Origin of the sequence: Arthrobacter sp. N1 (genome assembly GCF_048288285.1) — a bacterium.
GTDB lineage: Bacteria > Actinomycetota > Actinomycetes > Actinomycetales > Micrococcaceae > Arthrobacter_D.
This window is the reverse complement of sequence record NZ_CP102608.1, coordinates 3,577,848-3,595,878: the sequence shown is the minus strand read 5'-3', so window position 1 is coordinate 3,595,878 and position 18,031 is coordinate 3,577,848. Positions and strand designations below refer to the sequence as shown.

Sequence of the window (18,031 nt, the reverse complement as noted above, 5' to 3'; positions counted from 1 at the left end):
CCGCGCCCCATCTGGCACCCTTAAGGGACTATGGCGCACCTGCTGGACACCTCGACACTCACCGCACCACTTCCTCCCGTTGTCCTCGAGATCGGCGAGCTCTTCGACGCTGCGGGTCACGAACTCTCCCTCGTGGGCGGGCCCGTGCGGGACCTCTTCCTCGGCCGCGTGTCACCGGACCTCGACTTCACCACGGACGCCGACCCCGACCGCACCATCGCCCTCATCAGGCGTTGGGCGGACGCCTACTGGGAGATCGGCCGCGCCTTCGGCACCATCGGTCTCCGCAAGGACGGCTTCCAGATCGAGATCACCACCTATCGCGCCGAGGCCTATGATCCGGCGTCGCGCAATCCCACCGTCGCCTTCGGCACGAGCCTGGACGAGGACCTCGTGCGGCGTGACTTCACGATCAACGCGATGGCCCTCCGCCTGCCGTCCCTGGAGCTCGTGGACCTCTTCGGCGGCGTCCGTGATCTCCATGCCGGGATCCTCCGGACACCCGGCGCGCCCTCGTCGTCGTTCTCCGACGACCCGCTGCGCATGATGCGCGCCGCGCGTTTCGTGTCTCAGCTGGGCGTCACCGTCGCACCCGACGTGGCCGAGGCGATGACCGCCATGGCGGAGCGCATCTCCATCATCTCGGCGGAGCGGGTCCGCGACGAGCTGGTGAAGCTGATCCGGGGGGCGGCACCGGACGAGGGGATCGACGTCATGGTGGGCACCGGCCTGGCGGACCATGTCCTCCCGGAGGTCTCGGCCCTGCGCCTCGAGACGGACGAGCACCACCGCCACAAGGACGTGTACCAGCACTCCCTCACGGTGCTGCGGCAGGCCTGCGAGCTGGAGACGGACGACGACGGACCGGTACCCGCACCCGACGTCGTCCTGCGCCTCGCCGCGCTCCTGCACGACATCGGCAAGCCCGCCACCCGCAAGTTCGAGCCGGGCGGTGCGGTCAGCTTCCGTCATCACGACGCCGTGGGAGCGAAGCTGACGGGCAAGAGGCTCCGCGCGCTGCGGTTCGACAACGACACCATCAAGGCCGTGTCCCGGCTGGTCGAGCTGCACATGCGGTTCTACGGCTACGGAGAGGCCGGCTGGAGCGATTCCGCGGTGCGGCGCTACGTGAGCGACGCCGGCCCCCTGCTGGAGCGCCTCCACCGCCTGACGCGCTCCGACGTCACGACACGGAACCGGCGGAAGGCCGAGCGCCTGGCCTTCGCCTACGACGACCTCGAGACCCGGATCGCCGCGCTGGCCGAGCAGGAGGAGCTGGACGCCATCCGCCCCGACCTCGACGGCGGGCAGATCATGGATCTGCTCGGTATCCGGCCCGGACCCGTGGTGGGCCGCGCCTACCGGTTCCTGCTCGAGGAACGCATGGAGCACGGCCCCCACGACCCGGCCGCCGCCGAGACCAAGCTCCGCCGGTGGTGGAGCGAACAGCCCGAATCCCAGGAGAGCACACCATGAAGCCCATGACAGGCGCAGCAGCACCGGATCTCACCCCAGCTGGGACGCCCCTGCCGAAGCTGTGGCTCCTCCGGCACGGCGAGACGGAATGGTCCCGGGACGGCCGCTACACCGGCCTGACGGATCTCCCGCTCACCGAGCACGGTGAGGAGCAGGCCCTGGCCGCGCGTGGACATCTCGAGGGAGTCGACTTCGACCTCGTGGTCACGTCACCGCTCCAGCGCGCCACCCGCACGGCGGAGCTCGCCGGCTTCCCCGATGCCGAGATCCTTCCGTTCGCCCATGAGTGGGACTACGGCGACAACGAGGGCCGCAACAGCGCGACGGTCCGCGAGGAGAATCCGGGCTACCTGATCTGGGACGACGGCGTGCCGAACGGCGAGACGCTCGACCAGGTGTCCGAGCGCGCTGACCGCGTGATCGCCAGGATCCAGGCCGGTTGCGGTACTCCCGCCGACCGTGAGCCCGGAGCGAAGCCGATCGAGAACGCCCTGCTCGTGGCCCATGGGCACTTCCTGCGGATCGTCGCTGCACGGTGGCTGCAATTCGGAGCGATCGAGGGACGCCGCCTCGTCCTCGGCACCGCCGCCGTCTGCGCGCTCGGCTGGGACAAGCGCACGCCGGCGATCGTGCACTGGAACCTCTGACCCGCTGAACCTCCGCCTCCGCCACCGCCACGGATCGGGAGGCGCTCGCCTCTGCCACCGCCGTCAGATCGACGGGTCGCCGACGCCGCCGCCACGGATCGGGAGCCGTCGCCGTCGTGCACCGACGGGTGCTCAGCCCGCCGGGGTGCGCCGCACGAACCGGCGCAGCACCGCCTCCACCGGGCCGGTACCGAACCGCGCCAGGATGAGGTGGCTCGCGCCCAGCTGGAGTGCGTAGAGCCCGACGACGACCGCCGGCACCGCCGGAACGGGGATCCGGTCCGCCAGGCCGAAACCGTAGCCCGTGAAGACGAGGCACAGCATCACCGACTGCCCGAGGTAGTTGCTCAGCGACATGCGGCCCGCATTGGCCATCACCCTGCCGAGCGCACGCCCCGGCCGGCTGCGGAGCAGGAGGAGGAAGGCCGCCGCGTATCCGATCGTCACCAGCGGCGAGGCCGCGACCGACAGGCCGGTGGCGAGCAGCGACAGCCCCTCGCCGCCCTGCCGGCCCAGATGGGCCTGCAGGGCAGAGACGGCCAGGCCCGGCGGCAGAGCCACCACGGCCACGCGCACGAGGACGCGGCGCGACGGTGGGTGCGGCCGCAGGACGCCCCGCTCCGCGAGGGCGGCACCCGCATGGAAGGCGGCGAGGGCGAGGGGCCCCTGGAACAGGACGACGGACGGCAGGAGTGCACCGTACATGCCGGCGTTGGCGGTGAAGGCCTCGCCGGGCGTGTCCGACGCGGTCCCCGGTCCGATGACGGCCGCCCCGCTTCCCGCAGGTCCGGCGGCCAGGACGAGGAGTGCCGATCCGATGATGAGCAGCGAGACCCCCGCGGTGATGGCGGCGGCAGTTCCCCACCTCGCTCTCGTCGTCATGGTGCGGGTGGCGAGCAGGAGCGTCCCCGCAAGCGCGTAGGTCACCAGGATGTCCCCGTAGAACAGGGTCAGACCGTGCAGGAACCCGAGGACGCCCAGGGCGGCGAGTCTCCGGCCGACCACCCGGACGGTGTGTGGCGCTGTCGAGTCCCGCTGCACCACGAAGCCGTAGCCGAAGAGCAGCGAGAACAGCAGGTAGAACCTGCCCTCGACGAACGTCGCGACGAGGAACCGCACCGCCTGGTCCGGGACCGGGACCGGGCCTTCCGCCGGACCGCCCCGCGGGCCGGACGGGTCCGTGAAGAACCAGACGTTCACCATCAGGATCCCGAGGAGTGCCAGCCCGCGGAGCGCGTCGATCTCCGGGACGCGGACCGACGTCGTCATACGGTCTGACACACAATTCCGCCCTTTCCAGAATTCCTACAACTAATTCCGCTGACGGGCTATGCCGGAGCGTGATTCATACGGTAGCTTTGCAGATGTGCCATTGGGGCTTCCCAACTCGATTGTCGAGTGTCGCCCCGACCGCACGGACCCACGTGCAATCGAAGAAATGGAGGTGGAGATTGTGAATACCATGCTCGGCAGGACCTACACGCCGCGAACCGATCCCGCCTTCGTTGTCCGTTCGCACTAGGAAGCCCGCGTACCGGCAGTAGCCGGCCGACTCCCGCCTCGACCCGCACCCGTGCGCGGCTTCCTCGTATCTTCTTCCTGAATTCCCTTTGTCGCGGCTTTTTCTGCCCGAATTCATTCCTCGAAAGTCTGTCATGCCCAATTCACGGCCCGTCCCTGCCCAATTCGACGAACAATCAGCTTCCGGACCGCTCGAGTCGGCGGCCGCGGAGGCACGCGCCCTCGCACCTCCACCACGGCAGCCTGCTCCCGCCCGGGGTGACTTCATCATGAGTGGATCACTCACGCCGCTCGTCGATGTCGCCCGGGATCCACTCCCGGAGGACCTGCCCGGCGGACCAGCCCAGCCCATGCCCGGGTTCCACCGTCGCCAGGAGGTGCAGCGCCTGCTCGCGAGGTGGCGGAACGGTCTCACGCTCTGGGGGCGCATCCTGGGCAGCCAGTCCCGCGGTCCCTGGGACGATTCGCTGCGCTTCGAACAGCCGAGCCACATGCTCTACATCAAATGACGTCCGTCCGCGGGGATGGCCGGGTTCAGCGGTCACCGCAGCGATCCTGTCCGGTCCACCCCGTCACGGGGCGGGCGTCGGACGCCCTCACCACGAGCGAAGCCTGCGCTTTCCGGCGCGGGCTTCCGCCGTGGTCGGGCGCAACGGTCGCGTTGCCGTCCGGGCCCGGAATTCGGCGCGCGAACAGGGCGTTATAGGGTCTGAGGGTCACTCGACCGGCTCCTCCCTCACCGCCGGTCGGAAGGGAGGAAGCGTGTCCGCCGTCCGGCGCGTAGCCATGCTCTCCCTGCACACCTCCCCGCTCGAGCAACCCGGCAGGGGCGATGCCGGCGGGATGAACGTCTACGTCAGGAGTACGGCGCGGGAACTCGCGCGGGTGGGGATCGACGTGGAGATCTTCACGCGGGAAGCCGGCGAGGGACGGCCCAGCCGTGAGGTACTCGGCGACGGCGTCGTGGTCCACCACCTCGAGGCAGGGCCCCGTCGCCGCATCCCGAAGGAGGCGCTGCCCGGCCTGACCGACACGTTCGCCGACGCCATCACGGACGTCGCCGACCTCCTGGCCGACGGTCACTTCGACGTCCTCCATTCGCACTACTGGGTGTCCGGGGTGGTCGGCCTGACCCTGAGCCGTGAGATGCGCCTTCCGCTGGTGCACTCCATGCACACCATGGCCAAGGTGAAGGATCTCCGCATGAAGGCGCTCGGAGCGCCCGAGCCCGCGGCCAGGACCGCGGGTGAACAGGACATCGTGGACGGCGCCGCCCGCCTGATCGCCAACACCAGCACGGAGGCGGCAGAACTCGTCTCGCTCTACGGGGCCTCACCGGGCAGGATCGACGTCGTCGCTCCCGGCGTCGACCTCTCGACGTTCCATCCCGGGGACCGCACCGCCGCCCGTGCGGCACTGGCCTTTCCTCCGGAGCAGTTCCACGTGGTGTTCGCGGGCCGGATCCAGAAGCTCAAGGGCCCCCAGGTGCTCGTGGCCGCCGCCGCCGAACTCCGCCGCCGCCGTCCGGACATCCGACTGGTGGTGAGCATCCTCGGGTCCGGCAGTGGATCGGAGGCGCTCGCCCTCCAGCCGCTCATCGACGACGCCGGCCTCACCGAGGACATCCGCCTCTACCCTCCGGTCACCGCCGCGCACCTCGCGCAGTGGTTCCGCGCGGCGGACGCCGTCGTCATGCCGTCCTTCAGCGAGTCCTTCGGTCTCGTGGCGCTCGAGGCCCAGGCCTGCGGTACGCCCGTCATCGCGGCGAACGTCGGCGGGCTCCCGCAGGCGATCAGCGACGGCCGGAGCGGCCTCCTCGTGGACGGACACTCGGCTCATGGGTGGGCGGATGCCCTGGAACGCCTGCACGACGACGACGGCCTGCGGGAGCGGCTCGGCCGCGGTGCTGCCACCCACGCGCTGGCTTTCGGGTGGCAGCGCACCGCCCTGCTGACCGCACAGAGCTATCGCACCGCCGTCGATCGGTTCCCTGCCGCCACCACACGCTGAACCCGGCAGTCCCACCCTGTACCGGCAGCCCATCCGGCCGGGCCCGCCGACCTAGGATGGGAAGCGTGAATCCCGCCGAGCTCGCCGCCTACCTCGACTCCGTCCGCATCACCGGTGACGTGGCCACACCCCGGCAGGACAACCTGCGGCACATGCGCCTGTTCCTCGAGGGCAACGAGAACCTCGAGTTCGGCGTCGCCCTCACCCGGGAGTGGAACTACGACGAGGTCTTCGACCTCATGCACCAGCGCGTGGGCACGAGCGCGGACCGCAACCTCGTCGAGGGACAGGACACCATCGACGGCTTGCTGTGCGTGGCGGCGCTCGACCGCTTCGCCGATCGGCTGGGTGCAGCCGCCCACCGGAAGGAACGTATCCTCTTCGCCACCGGTCACCCGGCCGGCCTGCTGCCCGTCCACGCGGCCTTCGCGCACGCCGCCGCGGCCGTCGGCGCCACCGTGGTGCGGGTACCCGAGGGCAGGCGCTTCCGGGCCGGTGACATCCGGCAGATCTTCGGCGTGCTCGTCTGGCACCAGCACGGCGGCCTCATGCACACCCACCTGCCGGAGCCGATGCGGCTCAGCCTCGAGACGCTGGCCCTGGATCCCGCAGGCCTGCCCGACCTCGTGGTTGCCGACCACGGCTGGGCCGGACAGGCGGCGAGTGCGGGGCTGCCGACGATCGGCTTCGCCGACTGCAACGACCCCGGGCTCTTCGTCTCGGAGGCGCAGGGCCAGCTCGAGGTGGCCGTGCCGCTCGACGACAACGTCTGCCCCGGCCTCTACGATCCACTGATCACCTACGTCCTGGAACGCGCAGGGCTCCCGGCGGCCTGACGCAGGAGCCGCTGATAGGTTGGCTGCATGAGCGATCTTGAGATTGCCCGCGCCGCTGCGGTCAAGCCCATCGAGGACATAGCCGATGCCGCGGGGATCCCCCGGGAGGCACTCGAGTTCCACGGACGGTTCAAGGCCAAGATCGACCCGCGCCTCCTGCCCGACGACGGCCGGGCGCCGGGCAGGGTGGTACTCGTCAGCGCGATGAGCCCGACGCCGGCCGGCGAGGGGAAGTCCACCTGCACGGTGGGGCTGGCCGATTCCCTCGCACGGGCAGGGCAGCGCGTCATGATCGCGCTGCGTGAGCCGTCCCTGGGTCCGGTGCTCGGCATGAAGGGCGGTGCGACCGGCGGGGGCTACTCGCAGGTGCTGCCGATGGACGAGATCAACCTCCACTTCACCGGTGACTTCCATGCCATCACCTCGGCGAACAACGCGCTCGCGGCGCTGATCGACAACCACATCCACCAGGGCAACGAACTCGGCATCGACCCTCGCCGGATCACCTTCAAGCGCGTCCTCGACGTCAATGACCGCGCGCTCCGCGAGGTCGTCATCGGCCTCGGCGGCCCGGCGCAGGGCACCCCGCGGCAGGACGGATTCGACATCACCGTGGCGTCGGAGATCATGGCGGTCTTCTGCCTCGCACGGGACCTCGACGACCTGAAGGCACGCCTGGCCGCGATCACGTTCGGGTACACGTTCGATCGCGCGCCGCTCACCGTCGGGGACCTGGGGGTCGAAGGAGCACTGGCGCTGCTGCTCAGGGACGCGATCAAGCCGAACCTCGTGCAGACCATCGCGGGGACGCCGGCCCTCGTCCACGGCGGACCCTTCGCCAACATCGCCCACGGCTGCAACTCGGTGATCGCCACCCGGACGGCTCGCAGCCTCGCGGACATCGTCGTCACGGAAGCCGGGTTCGGTGCCGATCTCGGTGCCGAGAAGTTCATGGACATCAAGGCGCGCGTCGCCGACGTGGCGCCGGACGCCGTTGTCGTCGTCGCGACCATCCGTGCGCTCAAGATGCACGGCGGGGTCCCGGCATCGGACCTCGCCACTCCCGACGTCGACGCCCTGCGCGAGGGCACCGCCAACCTGCTCCGCCATGTGCGCAACGTCGAGAAGTTCGGTGTGGCTCCGGTGGTGGCCATCAACAGGTTCGGGACCGACACGGACGAGGAACTCGACTGGCTCATGGAGTGGTGTGCGGGCGAGGGGATCGACGCGGCGGTGGCCGACGTCTGGGGTCAGGGCGGTGGTGGTCCGGGAGGCGACGACCTCGCGGCGACGGTGCTCGCGGCGCTCGAACGCCCCGTGACGTTCTCCCATCTGTACGACCTCGACCTTCCGGTCGAGGACAAGATCAGGACGATCGTCCAGGAGATCTACGGGGCAGACGGCGTGGATTTCTCCGTTCCCGCCCTGCGGCGCCTGAAGGAGATCGAGGCGAACGGCTGGTCGGGGCTTCCCGTCTGCATGGCCAAGACGCAGTACTCGTTCTCCGACGACGCCACCCTGCTCGGGGCGCCGAAGGGATTCACCGTGCACGTCCGGGACCTCATCCCGAAGACGGGTGCAGGATTCATCGTGGCGCTCACAGGTTCCGTGATGACGATGCCCGGGCTGCCCAGGGAGCCCGCGGCACTCCGGATGGACGTCGACGCCGACGGGAACGCGGTCGGGTTGTTCTGAGGACCGCCGGCCAACCGGTGCCGGCCACGCTCCTGAACCGCGGAGCGGCGCGGACTCCCGCCATCCCGCGGATGCACCACGGACGGGGTCGGCACACCGGAGGCCGGGACGACGTCGCCGTCCCGGCTTCCGGTGTGCTGCTGGTCCTGGCGGTTTCCGGCCGGGCCTAGCGGTCGATGTCGCCGCGGATGAAGGCCTCGACCTTCTCGTGGGCGATGTCGTCGGCGTACTGCTCCGGCGGCGACTTCATGAAGTAGCTCGAGGCGGAGAGGATGGGGCCGCCGATACCGCGGTCCAGGGCGATCTTCGCCGCGCGGATCGCGTCGATGATCACGCCGGCCGAGTTCGGGGAATCCCAGACCTCGAGCTTGTACTCGAGCGATACCGGGGCGTCGCCGAAGTTGCGTCCCTCGAGGCGCACGAAGGCCCACTTGCGGTCGTCGAGCCAGGCCACGTAGTCCGACGGACCGATGTGCACGTCGTTGGCGCGCAGTTCGGCCTTGACGTTGGAGGTCACGGCCTGGGTCTTGGAGATCTTCTTCGACTCGAGGCGGTCCCGCTCCAGCATGTTCTTGAAGTCCATGTTGCCGCCGACGTTCAGCTGGTAGGTGCGGTCCAGCGTCACGCCGCGGTCCTCGAAGAGCTTCGCCATCACGCGGTGGGTGATGGTGGCGCCGATCTGGCTCTTGATGTCGTCGCCCACGATCGGGACGCCCGCCTCGGTGAACTTGTCCGCCCACTCCTTGGTGCCGGCGATGAAGACGGGGAGGGCGTTGACGAAGGCGACGCCGGCGTCGATCGCGCACTGGGCGTAGTACTTCGCCGCGTGCTCGGAGCCGACCGGCAGGTAGCAGACCAGGACGTCGGCCTTCGAGGCCTTCAGCTGGGCGACGATGTCCACGGGCTCCTCGTCGGACTCGACGATCGTCTCGCGGTAGTACTTGCCGAGGCCGTCCAGGGTGTGACCGCGCTGGACGATCACGCCGGTGGGCGGCACGTCCGCGATCTTGATGGTGTTGTTCTCGCTCGCTCCGATGGCCTCGGCGAGGTCGTGGCCCACCTTCTTGCCGTCGACGTCGAACGCCGCCACGAACTGCACGTCCCCCACGTGGTACTTGCCGAACTCGACATGCATGAGGCCGGGGATGGCCCCCGACGCATCCGCGTCCCGGTAGTAGTGCACTCCCTGCACCAGCGACGCGGCACAGTTGCCGACTCCAATGATTGCCACGCGAATGGGGTTCTGTCCCACAGTTCTCCTCGAAAGCCCGTTGAATATGCCCCGGCCGTCATCACCCTGGGCGCGGTCGGCAGGAAATGCCAGTCTACGTTCAGTTCATAACGCCGATGTATGCCGTGCCATTCCTCGCCATTCGGCGGTCGTGCTGTAGCGCCTCCTGGTGGACCGTGGATCCTGCCCGTCGAGGGGCGCCACCGGTCGTCGCCACGGGACGGCTAGGCTCGACGCATGAGCTCCGGGACAGGCAGGCGAGGGCCATATCGCATCAGTGTCCCGAGCAGGTCCGACCACCTCCTGATACCGCTGACCGAAGGAGCCGGCGGTCCGCTCGGGCGCCACGCCGACCCGGGACGCGTGGCTCCGCGGTGGTTCACCGTCCCCCGCGTGCTGATCCTCCTGACAGTCTGCTCCGCCGTCCTGGCGGTCGTCGTGAAGAATCCCTGCCGGGTGGCCGGCTGGTCCTCCCCCGAGTACTTCTACCGCGCCTGCTATTCGGACTGGACGGAGCTGTACCGGAGCCGGGGACTCGGCGAGGGCGTGCTGCCGTTCGTCACACCCGGAGCGCTCTTCGAATACCCCGTGCTCCTCGGCCTGCTGGCCTCGGGGACCGCCGTCCTGGTCGACGCCCTCGCGACCGGCACCGACCTCACTGCGAAGACCCTGCTGTACTTCGACGTGAACATGGTCCTGCTGGCAGCCGTGTGGATCCTGACCGTCCTGGCGACCCTCCGCCTGGCGTCCCGCCGACCCTGGGATGCGGCCATCGTCGCCGTCGCCCCCGTCATCATCCTTTCCGGCAGCATCAACTGGGACCTGTGGGCCGTGGTGCTCGCGACGGCGGGGATGCTCGCCTTCGCCCGTGAGCGCCCGCTCCTCGCGGGCACTCTCTGGGGGCTGGGCGCAGCGGTCAAGCTCTACCCCGTCCTGATCCTCGGGGCGGTCCTCGTCCTCTCCATCCGCTCCGGGCGGTACCGGCCGTTCCTCCTGGCGGCCGCGGCCACAACGCTCGCGTGGCTCGTGGTCAATGTTCCGTTCCTCCTGCGGGACCGCGCGGCGTGGGCCTACTTCCTCACCTTCTCGGAGGACCGCGACGCAGGATTCTCCTCGGGGTGGTACGTGTACAACGCACTGGCCCGGGAGTCGGGAGCGCCCACCCTCACACCCGCCGCCATCAACATCGCGGCCGTGGTCCTCTTCGCCCTGGCCTGCCTGGGCGTCGCCGTCCTCACGCTGCGCGCAGCCCGCCGCCCGCGCCTCGCACAGCTGGCCCTCCTCATCGTCGGGGCATTCGTCCTGTGCAACAAGGTCTACTCGCCCCAGTACGCTCTGTGGCTCGTACCCCTCCTGGCGCTGGCCGTCCCCCGGTGGCGGGTGGTGCTCGTGTGGCAGCTCGTCGAGGTGCTGCACTGGTGGGCCGTGTGGCTGTACCTCGGCGGCATGACCAGTGGAGGCGCGGCGGAACACAATCTGGGGCTGGGTGCGTACGCCTGTGCGGTGATCGCCCATATTCTTGCTACGGCATACGTTCTCCTGGTCGTCGTCCGGGAGGTGGCCACGCCCTCCGAGGACGTGGTCCGGCGGATCGGCATCGATGATCCGCAGGGCGGGCCGTTCGATCACGCCGAGGACCGCTTCACACTGCACCACGGGTGGCGCCGGCGGACGACGGGGCCGGGATGATCCGGTCGAGGGCCCGGACGCCGTGCCGTCCGCTCTGCTCCGATAGGCTGGCCGGACCGCGCGGACACCTCCCGGCATCGGCGCGACGGGGTGTCGACCGGCCGGCGGACACCCCTGACGAGACGACTCCCATCGGAAGACCATCAGTGACTGCACCATCCCTGACCGCTCGCCCCCTCGACCGGGCTGCGTTCGACGCGATCGCCGCCGCTCATCCGGACGTGCCGATCCCGCTCGAGCAGACTCCGGACTGGGTGGAATTCGAGCGCGCGCTCGGACGCGCGGCACTCGGTATCTGGGCCTACGAGGACCCAGCGGGCGCTCTCGTGGCGCTCGCGGGCTATGTGCACGTGGTGCGGCGCTCCCGGGAGTCCGTCGTCTCCGTCAACGGCCCTGTCTGGTTCGCTGACAGGACCCCTGCCGCCGAGAAGGTCCTGATGGAGACGGTGCGGGAGCAGTTCCGCGATCATCCGGGGATCGATCCGCTGTACGTCCGGATGCAGGTGGCGACCCTGCAGTCCCCGGCGACCGGTCCGATCGAACACGGCTGGTACGAACGGGAGATCGTCGTCGACCTGACGCCGTCCGAAGCCGACCTCCTCCGCAGCTTCCGCCCCAACGCGCGGAACAGTATCCGCCGGGCGCAGCGGAACGGCGTGTCCGTCCGTCATATTCCTCGTGAGGAATGGAAGACCGTCTTCGCACGGGAACTGTTCCCGATCATGCAGGAGACCGCGGAACGCGACGGATTCCAGTCCTTCGACTCGTCCTACTACGAGACACTGCTCTCCGTCCTCGGCGACCACCTGCGGCTGATGGTGGCCTACCGGGACGATGCCGCCCTCAGTTGGCTGATCACCACCGAGTACCGCGGCTACGCCGTCTACTACTTCGCCGGCAGCACCCACGCGGCCCGCACCACCTTCGCGCCCTACCTGCTCCTGTGGGAAGCCTTCCGGACGCTCAAGGCGGGGGGCAACACCGCCTGCGGCCTCACCGGGATCGAGAGCGAGAACTACCCGTCGCTGGCGAACGTCACCACCTTCAAGCGCAACTTCTCCAAGAACGTCGTCGTCGTGCCCACCACCTACGACATCCCGCTGCGGCCAGGACGCTACGCTGCCGTCTCCGTGCTGCTGCGCGGCCGACGGGCGGCACCGGCTGTCGCCCGTCGGGTGGCGGCGCGGGTGTCCGGACGGGTGCGGACCCGGCGCAGCGGAGCGACCACCGAGAGCACATGAGCCCGGCGGACCGGCCGGGCGGCGCCAGGAGAGGAAGTCCCCATGGTTGATGTCGAGATCGTCGGCGCAGGTCCCAACGGGCTGGCAGCCGCCGTCGTCATGGCCCGCGCCGGACTGTCGGTCCGGGTGCACGAGGCCGCCGCGACCATCGGCGGCGGCTCCCGATCGCTCGACCTGATGGAACGGGACCACCTCCACGACGTCTGCTCCGCCGTGCACCCGATGGCGCTCGCGTCGCCGTTCTTCCGGGCCTTCGAACTCAGCCGCCGCATCGGCTTCGCCGTCCCCGACGTGTCCTTCGCCCATCCGCTCGACGGCGGCCGGGCCGGGGTGGCGCACCGCAGCATGGAGCGCACGGTTGCCGGGCTGGGTGTCGACGGCGAAGCCTACCGGCGCCTCGTGCAGCCGCTCAGCGATCGCGAGCAGGCGATCCTCGCCTTCACCCTCAACCATGTGGTGCGGATCCCGAAGAAGCCGGGGGCAGCCCTTCGGTTCGCCCTCTCGGTCCTCGACCAGGGCCTGCCCACCTGGAACCGCCGTTTCCGGACGGACGAGGCGAAGGCGCTGGTGACCGGGGTGATGGCCCATCCCGTCGGCACGCTCCCGTCCCTGACCGGGGCCGGAGCGGGTCTGGTGCTGAACCTCCTGGCGCACACGGTCGGCTGGCCGATCCCCGTCGGTGGGTCCCAGGCCATCGCCGACGCCCTGGCCCTCGACGTGACGCGCCACGGCGGGGAGCTGGTCACGGGAAGCAGGATCGGCACCCTCGCCGAGGTGTCCGGGGCCCGGGCGGTCCTGCTCGACGTCGCCCCCACGACGTTCCAGGCGATGGCCCGCGGCCGCCTGACCGGTCCCTACCGGAGGGCCCTCGAGGCGTTCACCTACGGGAACGCAGCCTGCAAGGTGGACTTCATCCTGTCCGGGCCCGTGCCGTGGACGCATCCGGACCTGCGACGGGCCGGGACCGCCCATCTCGGTGGCACGCGCGAGGAGATCGTCGCGGGGGAGAAGCAGGTCAACCAGGGCGTGCACCCGGACAGTCCCTACGTGCTCCTCTCCCAGCCGTCGTCCTTCGACCCGACCCGCTCGCCCGGGGGCCGGCACACCCTGTGGACGTACTGCCATGTCCCGCACGGCTCCACCCGTGACATGGCCGAGGCCGTCACCTCGCAGATCGAACGCTTCGCGCCCGGCTTCCGGGACGTCATCGTCCGCACCCACACGACGACGGCGAGCGATCTCGAGGCCTACAACGCGAACTACGTGGGAGGCGACTTCAGCAGCGGAGCGGTGAACCTGCGGCAGATCGTGGCCCGTCCGGTGCCCTCCATCCGACCCTGGGCCACGCCGCTGCAGGGTGTCTACCTGTGCTCCCAATCCACGCCGCCCGGTCCCGGCGTCCACGGGATGGCCGGTTTCAACGCCGCGAAACTCGCCCTCCGGCGGGAATTCGGCCTTCCGGTGCCGGACCTCGGTCTCTGACCCGCTCCACCCCTGACGTGACGACCGGTCGGTTCGTGTGACGGCCCGGCGGGCTTCGCCGGTGCCGAGGCGCGCCGCTCGCGACCCGCAGCTCGTCGGGTACCGTGCGGGCGGGCCGAGGGGTGAGGTGGGCCCGTCCCGGCCCCTTTGTTAGGTTATGCTTGCCTTGCCCTGCTGACGGGCCCTTCCCGGCAAGAAAGCCACCCCATGTTCGCGAATTACCTGATCGGCCTGCGCGAGGGCCTCGAGGCCGCCCTCGTGGTGGTGATCCTCGTGGCCTACCTCGTCAAGATCGGGCGCAGGGACCTGCTGCCCGGCATCTGGCTCGGGGTCTCGCTCGCCGCGGCGCTGTCCCTCGGATTCGGTGCGCTCCTGACCTACGGCACGTACGGCCTGACCTTCGAGGCGCAGGAGGCCATCGGTGGTTCCCTCTCGATCGTCGCCGTCGGCCTCGTCACGTGGATGGTCTTCTGGATGGCGAGGACGGCCAGGAACCTGCGCGGTGAACTGCATGGCCAGGTGGACCGCCACCTCGCAGGTGGCGGCAGGGGCCTCGTCGTCGTCGCGTTCCTCGCCGTCGGGCGGGAGGGGCTCGAGACCGCGCTCTTCATCTGGTCGGCCGTCCAGGCGACCGGCCAGACCACCCAGCCCATCCTCGGCGCCGCGCTGGGACTGGCCTCCGCCGTCGTCCTGGGGTGGATGTTCTACCGCGGCATGCTCCGCATCAACCTGTCGAAGTTCTTCACCTGGACGGGCGGCATGCTCATCGTCGTGGCCGCCGGAGTCCTGTCCTACGGCATCCACGACCTCCAGGAAGCCGGCATGCTGCCCGGCCTGTACTCCCTCATGTTCGACGTCAGCGCCGCGGTCCCGCCGTCGAGCTGGTACGGGACGCTGCTCAAGGGCACCGTCAACTTCTCACCCGCGACCACCTGGCTCGAGGGGATCGCCTGGCTGCTCTACGTCATCCCCACCATGACCCTCTTCATCCGGCAGAGCATGCGCAGGTCCGCCGCGCCCGCCGCCGTCCGGCACCCACTTCCCCAAGGAGTCCAGTGACCACCGCCCGCCTCTCCCTGCCGGCTGCCCTCGCAGCGGGCTGCGGCATCCTCCTCGCGACCGCCTGCACGCCCAACGCGTCCGCCGAGTCACCCGACGGTGCATCCGACGGCCTGACGGTCACGAGTACCACCGACGAGTGCGCCGTCTCGGCGTCGACGGCGGAGAGCGGTCCGCTCACCTTCGCCATCACCAACGCCGGGGACCAGGTGACGGAGTTCTACCTGCTCGCCGAGGACGGCCTGCGCATCGTGTCGGAGGTCGAGAACATCGGACCGGGCATCAGCCGCGACCTCGTGGTCAACGCACAGCCGGGCTCCTACTACACGGTCTGCAAGCCGGGAATGGTGGGCGACGGCGTGGGCCGGGCCGGATTCACGGTCACGGACTCGGGCACGGTGGTCGAGCCCTCCGGTGACGAGCAGGCGCAGATCGACGCCGCGGTCACCAACTACAGGGCGTACGTGAAGGACCAGGTGGACCAGCTCCTCACCGGTACCGATGACTTCGCCGCCGCGTACACGGCGGGTGACGACGACGAGGCGCGGCGCCTCTACCCGACCACCCGCATGCACTTCGAGCGGGTGGAGCCGGTCGCCGAGAGCTTCGGCGACCTCGATCCCCGGCTGGACAACCGCGAGGCGGATCTCGCCGAGGGCGAGGAGTGGACCGGATGGCACCGTATCGAGAAGGACCTCTGGCCGCCCGCCGATACCGGGTCCACGCCGCTCACGCAGACCGAGCGCGAGGCCGTCGCTGCCCAGCTCGTCGCGGACACGACGACGCTGCACGCCGGTATCCAGGACATCGAGCTCTCGCTGGACCAGCTGGCCAACGGGGCGATCGCCCTCATGGACGAGGTGGCCAACGGGAAGGTCACCGGTGAGGAGGAGATCTGGTCGGGCACCGACCTGTGGGACTTCCAGGGCAATGTCGAGGGTGCGCGCGTGCTCGTCGACGGACTGCGCGACCTCCTGGAGGCCAAGGACCCGGATCTCGTGACCACCCTCGATGCCGACTTCGACGCCTTGGCCGCGGAGCTGGCTGAGCACCGCACGAGCGCGCCCGACGCCGCACAGCGCGACATCGCCTACGCCTCCTACGGAGAGCTCTCCCCGGACGACGTGAAGGCGCTGTCCGATCGCGTCAACGCGCTCAGCGAACCGCTCTCGCGCATCACCGCGACCCTGCTGGGATAGCGGCCATGGCACGCACCTTCCGCATCTCCCGCCGTCGTGCGCTGTCGCTCGCCGGCGTGACCGCGGCCGCCGGCGTGGGCGCGGGCGTGGCCGCCGGACGGGCGACCCCCGAGGCGACGGCGAGCCCCCCCGACCCCGATGTCCTGTCCTACCCCTTCCACGGGGAGCACCAGGCCGGGATCACCACGCCTGCGCAGGACCGGCTCCATTTCGTGGCGTTCGACGTCGACGACATCTCCCGCGAGGAGCTGATCGGACTGCTCGAGGACTGGACCTCGGCCGCTGCGCGGATGAGCCAGGGCGGGAGCGCGGGTGACTTCGCGCCGGACGCCGGTCCGTACGAGGCGCCGCCGGAGGACACGGGCGAGGCGATGGACCTCGGCCCCACCGGTCTGACCATCACGTTCGGCTTCGGCCCCACGCTGTTCACGACGGCGGACGGCACCGACCGCTTCGGGATCGCCGACCGCCGTCCACGGGTGCTCACCGAGCTGCCGACCTTCGCCGGGGACATGCTGCAGGAGCGCATCAGCGGCGGCGATCTCTGCATCCAGGCCTGCGCGGACGATCCGCAGGTGGCCGTGCACGCCGTCCGCAACCTCTCCCGCATCGCCTTCGGCCGCGCCTCCCTGCGGTACTCCCAGCTCGGCTTCGGCCGCACGTCCAGCACGAGCACTGCACAGGTGACCCCCCGCAATCTCTTCGGATTCAAGGACGGCACCGCCAATGTGAAGGCGGAGGACTCGGCAGCCGTCGACGAGCACGTCTGGGTGGCGGAGGGGGACGACCAGGCCTGGATGGCCGGTGGCTCCTACCTCGTCTCCCGCAAGGTCCGCATGAACGTGGAGCCGTGGGACCGGACGCGCCTGTCCGAGCAGGAGCGCTCCATCGGGCGGACCAAGGGGTCGGGTGCACCCCTGTCCGGCGGTGACGAGTTCACGGCGCCGGACTTCACCATGCCGGGAAGCGGCGGCCAGCCGATCATCGCCGAGCACTCGCACGTGCGCCTCGCCCACCCGGACAGCAACGGCGGCGCCCGCATGCTCCGGCGGGGCTACAACTACGTGGACGGGAACGACGACCTCGGTCGCCTCGACGCCGGCCTGTTCTTCATCTGCTTCCAGCGCGATCCCGAGCGGTCGTTCATCCCGGTGCAGACGAGCCTCGCGGGATCGGACATCCTCAACGAGTACATCCGCCACATCGGCTCGGGGATCTTCGCGGTTCCGGGTGGAGCCGCCGAGGGCAGCTATGTGGGGGCGCGGCTCTTCGAGGCCTGAGCGCCTCCCTCGGGTATCCCGTCGGCCGGCACCGTCATCGTGCAGCCGGCGGGGCGCGTCACCGGGCGGAGCCGATGATCCTCCGGGCGGCGTCGACCGCAGCGGCCCGGTGGGCTGCCAGGGGTGTCCGGCGCGCGTTCGCGTGCGCCGCCAGCGGAGCCTGCACCCATGCCTGTGCGACGCCGAACAGCAGGGGCAGGAGTTCCTCCACCGCCCAGGACGCGTCGATGTGGCCCAGCTCCTGCGCCTGCCGCAGCGCCTGCAGTTTGACGTCGGGATCGCTGCCGCCCGGGAGGTCGTAGTCCACGCCCTCGAGCCGGGCCCACGTGAGCATCCGGAGGATGTCCGGCTGGTCGTGCGCGTGGTCGAACACTGCGCCGACGAAGGCCGGCACGTCCCGGGGGTCGAGCACGACGGCGTCGTGGAACATCGCCGCGTTGGTGTCGAGGACGGCCTGGAACAGCGCCGCCTTGTCGGTGAAGTGCGCGTAGAGGCGCTCCTTGCTGGCACTCGCCGACTTCGCGATCCGGTCGATCCTCGCTCCCGCCAGGCCGTAGGCGGCGAACTCCCCCCGGGCGGCCAGGAGGATGCGGGACCGTACGTCCGTCGTCGAGTGCATCCTTCGAGTATAACCAAACGAACCAGTTCGTTTGACTTGCTCCGGA

The 18,031-nt window shown here is 70.0% G+C and carries 15 protein-coding genes; 12 read left to right on the top strand and 3 right to left on the bottom strand.

Translation table 11 applies throughout. From position 1 onward, the window contains the following. Window positions 1-30 precede the first annotated feature (30 nt). Together NVV32_RS16785 and NVV32_RS16780 are read left to right on the top strand one after the other, a co-directional pair. Window positions 31-1,476 carry a CCA tRNA nucleotidyltransferase gene (locus tag NVV32_RS16785; protein ID WP_055766201.1) on the top strand — a complete coding sequence of 482 codons (1,446 nt, stop codon included), beginning with the start codon at window positions 31-33 and terminating at the stop codon, window positions 1,474-1,476. Next, window positions 1,473-2,123, top strand: coding sequence for a histidine phosphatase family protein (locus tag NVV32_RS16780; RefSeq protein WP_235498627.1), 651 nt, complete (start codon window positions 1,473-1,475; stop codon window positions 2,121-2,123). Before NVV32_RS16785 ends, NVV32_RS16780 begins: the two co-directional genes overlap by 4 nt. A 132-nt stretch (window positions 2,124-2,255) precedes the next feature. Here the strand turns inward: NVV32_RS16780 and NVV32_RS16775 are convergent, their stop codons facing one another. Continuing rightward, window positions 2,256-3,392, bottom strand: a complete 1,137-nt coding sequence (locus NVV32_RS16775) for a DUF418 domain-containing protein (protein ID WP_422390934.1) — start codon at window positions 3,390-3,392, stop codon at window positions 2,256-2,258. A gap of 386 nt (window positions 3,393-3,778) precedes the next feature. Here NVV32_RS16775 and NVV32_RS16770 point away from each other — a divergent pair, with 386 nt between their 5' ends. From NVV32_RS16770 to NVV32_RS16755, 4 genes are all read left to right on the top strand, one after another. Then, window positions 3,779-4,153, top strand: a complete 375-nt coding sequence (locus NVV32_RS16770; protein ID WP_157365703.1) for a hypothetical protein — start codon at window positions 3,779-3,781, stop codon at window positions 4,151-4,153. 253 nt (window positions 4,154-4,406) lie between these two features. After that, window positions 4,407-5,654, top strand: coding sequence for a D-inositol-3-phosphate glycosyltransferase (gene mshA, locus NVV32_RS16765; protein ID WP_422390933.1), 1,248 nt, complete (start codon window positions 4,407-4,409; stop codon window positions 5,652-5,654). A 56-nt stretch (window positions 5,655-5,710) separates the two neighbouring features. Then, the gene (locus NVV32_RS16760; RefSeq protein WP_055766214.1) at window positions 5,711-6,490 is read left to right on the top strand and encodes a phosphatase; all 780 of its coding nucleotides are present in this window, start codon (window positions 5,711-5,713) and stop codon (window positions 6,488-6,490) included. Window positions 6,491-6,517: 27 nt separating this feature from the next. Then, a complete protein-coding gene (locus NVV32_RS16755; protein WP_422390932.1) occupies window positions 6,518-8,185 on the top strand; it encodes a formate--tetrahydrofolate ligase in 1,668 nt (555 codons plus the stop codon). A 166-nt stretch (window positions 8,186-8,351) separates the two neighbouring features. Here NVV32_RS16755 and NVV32_RS16750 read toward each other — a convergent pair whose 3' ends face one another. Then, the gene (locus NVV32_RS16750; RefSeq protein ID WP_422390931.1) at window positions 8,352-9,437 is read right to left on the bottom strand and encodes an inositol-3-phosphate synthase; all 1,086 of its coding nucleotides are present in this window, start codon (window positions 9,435-9,437) and stop codon (window positions 8,352-8,354) included. Window positions 9,438-9,809: 372 nt separating this feature from the next. Between NVV32_RS16750 and NVV32_RS16745 the strand changes: the two genes are divergently transcribed. From NVV32_RS16745 to efeB, 6 genes are all read left to right on the top strand, one after another. Further along, a complete protein-coding gene (locus NVV32_RS16745; protein ID WP_422390930.1) occupies window positions 9,810-11,105 on the top strand; it encodes a glycosyltransferase family 87 protein in 1,296 nt (431 codons plus the stop codon). Window positions 11,106-11,251: 146 nt separating this feature from the next. After that, window positions 11,252-12,346, top strand: coding sequence for a lipid II:glycine glycyltransferase FemX (locus NVV32_RS16740; protein ID WP_422390929.1), 1,095 nt, complete (start codon window positions 11,252-11,254; stop codon window positions 12,344-12,346). Window positions 12,347-12,388: 42 nt separating this feature from the next. Further along, window positions 12,389-13,828 (top strand): phytoene desaturase family protein, encoded by a 1,440-nt coding sequence (locus NVV32_RS16735; protein WP_422390928.1) that lies wholly within the window; start codon window positions 12,389-12,391, stop codon window positions 13,826-13,828. Between the two features lie 207 nt (window positions 13,829-14,035). After that, window positions 14,036-14,887 carry an iron uptake transporter permease EfeU gene (gene efeU / locus NVV32_RS16730; protein WP_055766233.1) on the top strand — a complete coding sequence of 284 codons (852 nt, stop codon included), beginning with the start codon at window positions 14,036-14,038 and terminating at the stop codon, window positions 14,885-14,887. Beyond that, window positions 14,884-16,086 (top strand): iron uptake system protein EfeO, encoded by a 1,203-nt coding sequence (gene efeO, locus NVV32_RS16725; RefSeq protein WP_422390927.1) that lies wholly within the window; start codon window positions 14,884-14,886, stop codon window positions 16,084-16,086. Before efeU ends, efeO begins: the two co-directional genes overlap by 4 nt. A gap of 5 nt (window positions 16,087-16,091) precedes the next feature. Further along, window positions 16,092-17,366, top strand: coding sequence for an iron uptake transporter deferrochelatase/peroxidase subunit (efeB, locus tag NVV32_RS16720; protein WP_422390926.1), 1,275 nt, complete (start codon window positions 16,092-16,094; stop codon window positions 17,364-17,366). Window positions 17,367-17,424: 58 nt separating this feature from the next. Here efeB and NVV32_RS16715 read toward each other — a convergent pair whose 3' ends face one another. Next, window positions 17,425-17,985, bottom strand: coding sequence for a TetR family transcriptional regulator (locus NVV32_RS16715; RefSeq protein WP_422390925.1), 561 nt, complete (start codon window positions 17,983-17,985; stop codon window positions 17,425-17,427). Between the last annotated feature and the right edge of the window lie 46 nt (window positions 17,986-18,031).

Bases quoted from the DNA above. Each gene is read 5' to 3' on its own strand.
- NVV32_RS16780 (WP_235498627.1), top strand. From the start codon at position 1,473: ATGAAGCCCATGACAGGCGCAGCAGCACCGGATCTCACCCCAGCTGGG.
- efeB (WP_422390926.1), top strand. From the start codon at position 16,092: ATGGCACGCACCTTCCGCATCTCCCGCCGTCGTGCGCTGTCGCTCGCC.
- NVV32_RS16785 (WP_055766201.1), top strand. From the start codon at position 31: ATGGCGCACCTGCTGGACACCTCGACACTCACCGCACCACTTCCTCCC.
- NVV32_RS16715 (WP_422390925.1), bottom strand. From the start codon at position 17,985: ATGCACTCGACGACGGACGTACGGTCCCGCATCCTCCTGGCCGCCCGG.
- NVV32_RS16770 (WP_157365703.1), top strand. From the start codon at position 3,779: ATGCCCAATTCACGGCCCGTCCCTGCCCAATTCGACGAACAATCAGCT.
- efeU (WP_055766233.1), top strand. From the start codon at position 14,036: ATGTTCGCGAATTACCTGATCGGCCTGCGCGAGGGCCTCGAGGCCGCC.
- NVV32_RS16735 (WP_422390928.1), top strand. From the start codon at position 12,389: ATGGTTGATGTCGAGATCGTCGGCGCAGGTCCCAACGGGCTGGCAGCC.
- NVV32_RS16760 (WP_055766214.1), top strand. From the start codon at position 5,711: ATGGGAAGCGTGAATCCCGCCGAGCTCGCCGCCTACCTCGACTCCGTC.
- NVV32_RS16775 (WP_422390934.1), bottom strand. From the start codon at position 3,392: ATGACGACGTCGGTCCGCGTCCCGGAGATCGACGCGCTCCGCGGGCTG.
- NVV32_RS16755 (WP_422390932.1), top strand. From the start codon at position 6,518: ATGAGCGATCTTGAGATTGCCCGCGCCGCTGCGGTCAAGCCCATCGAG.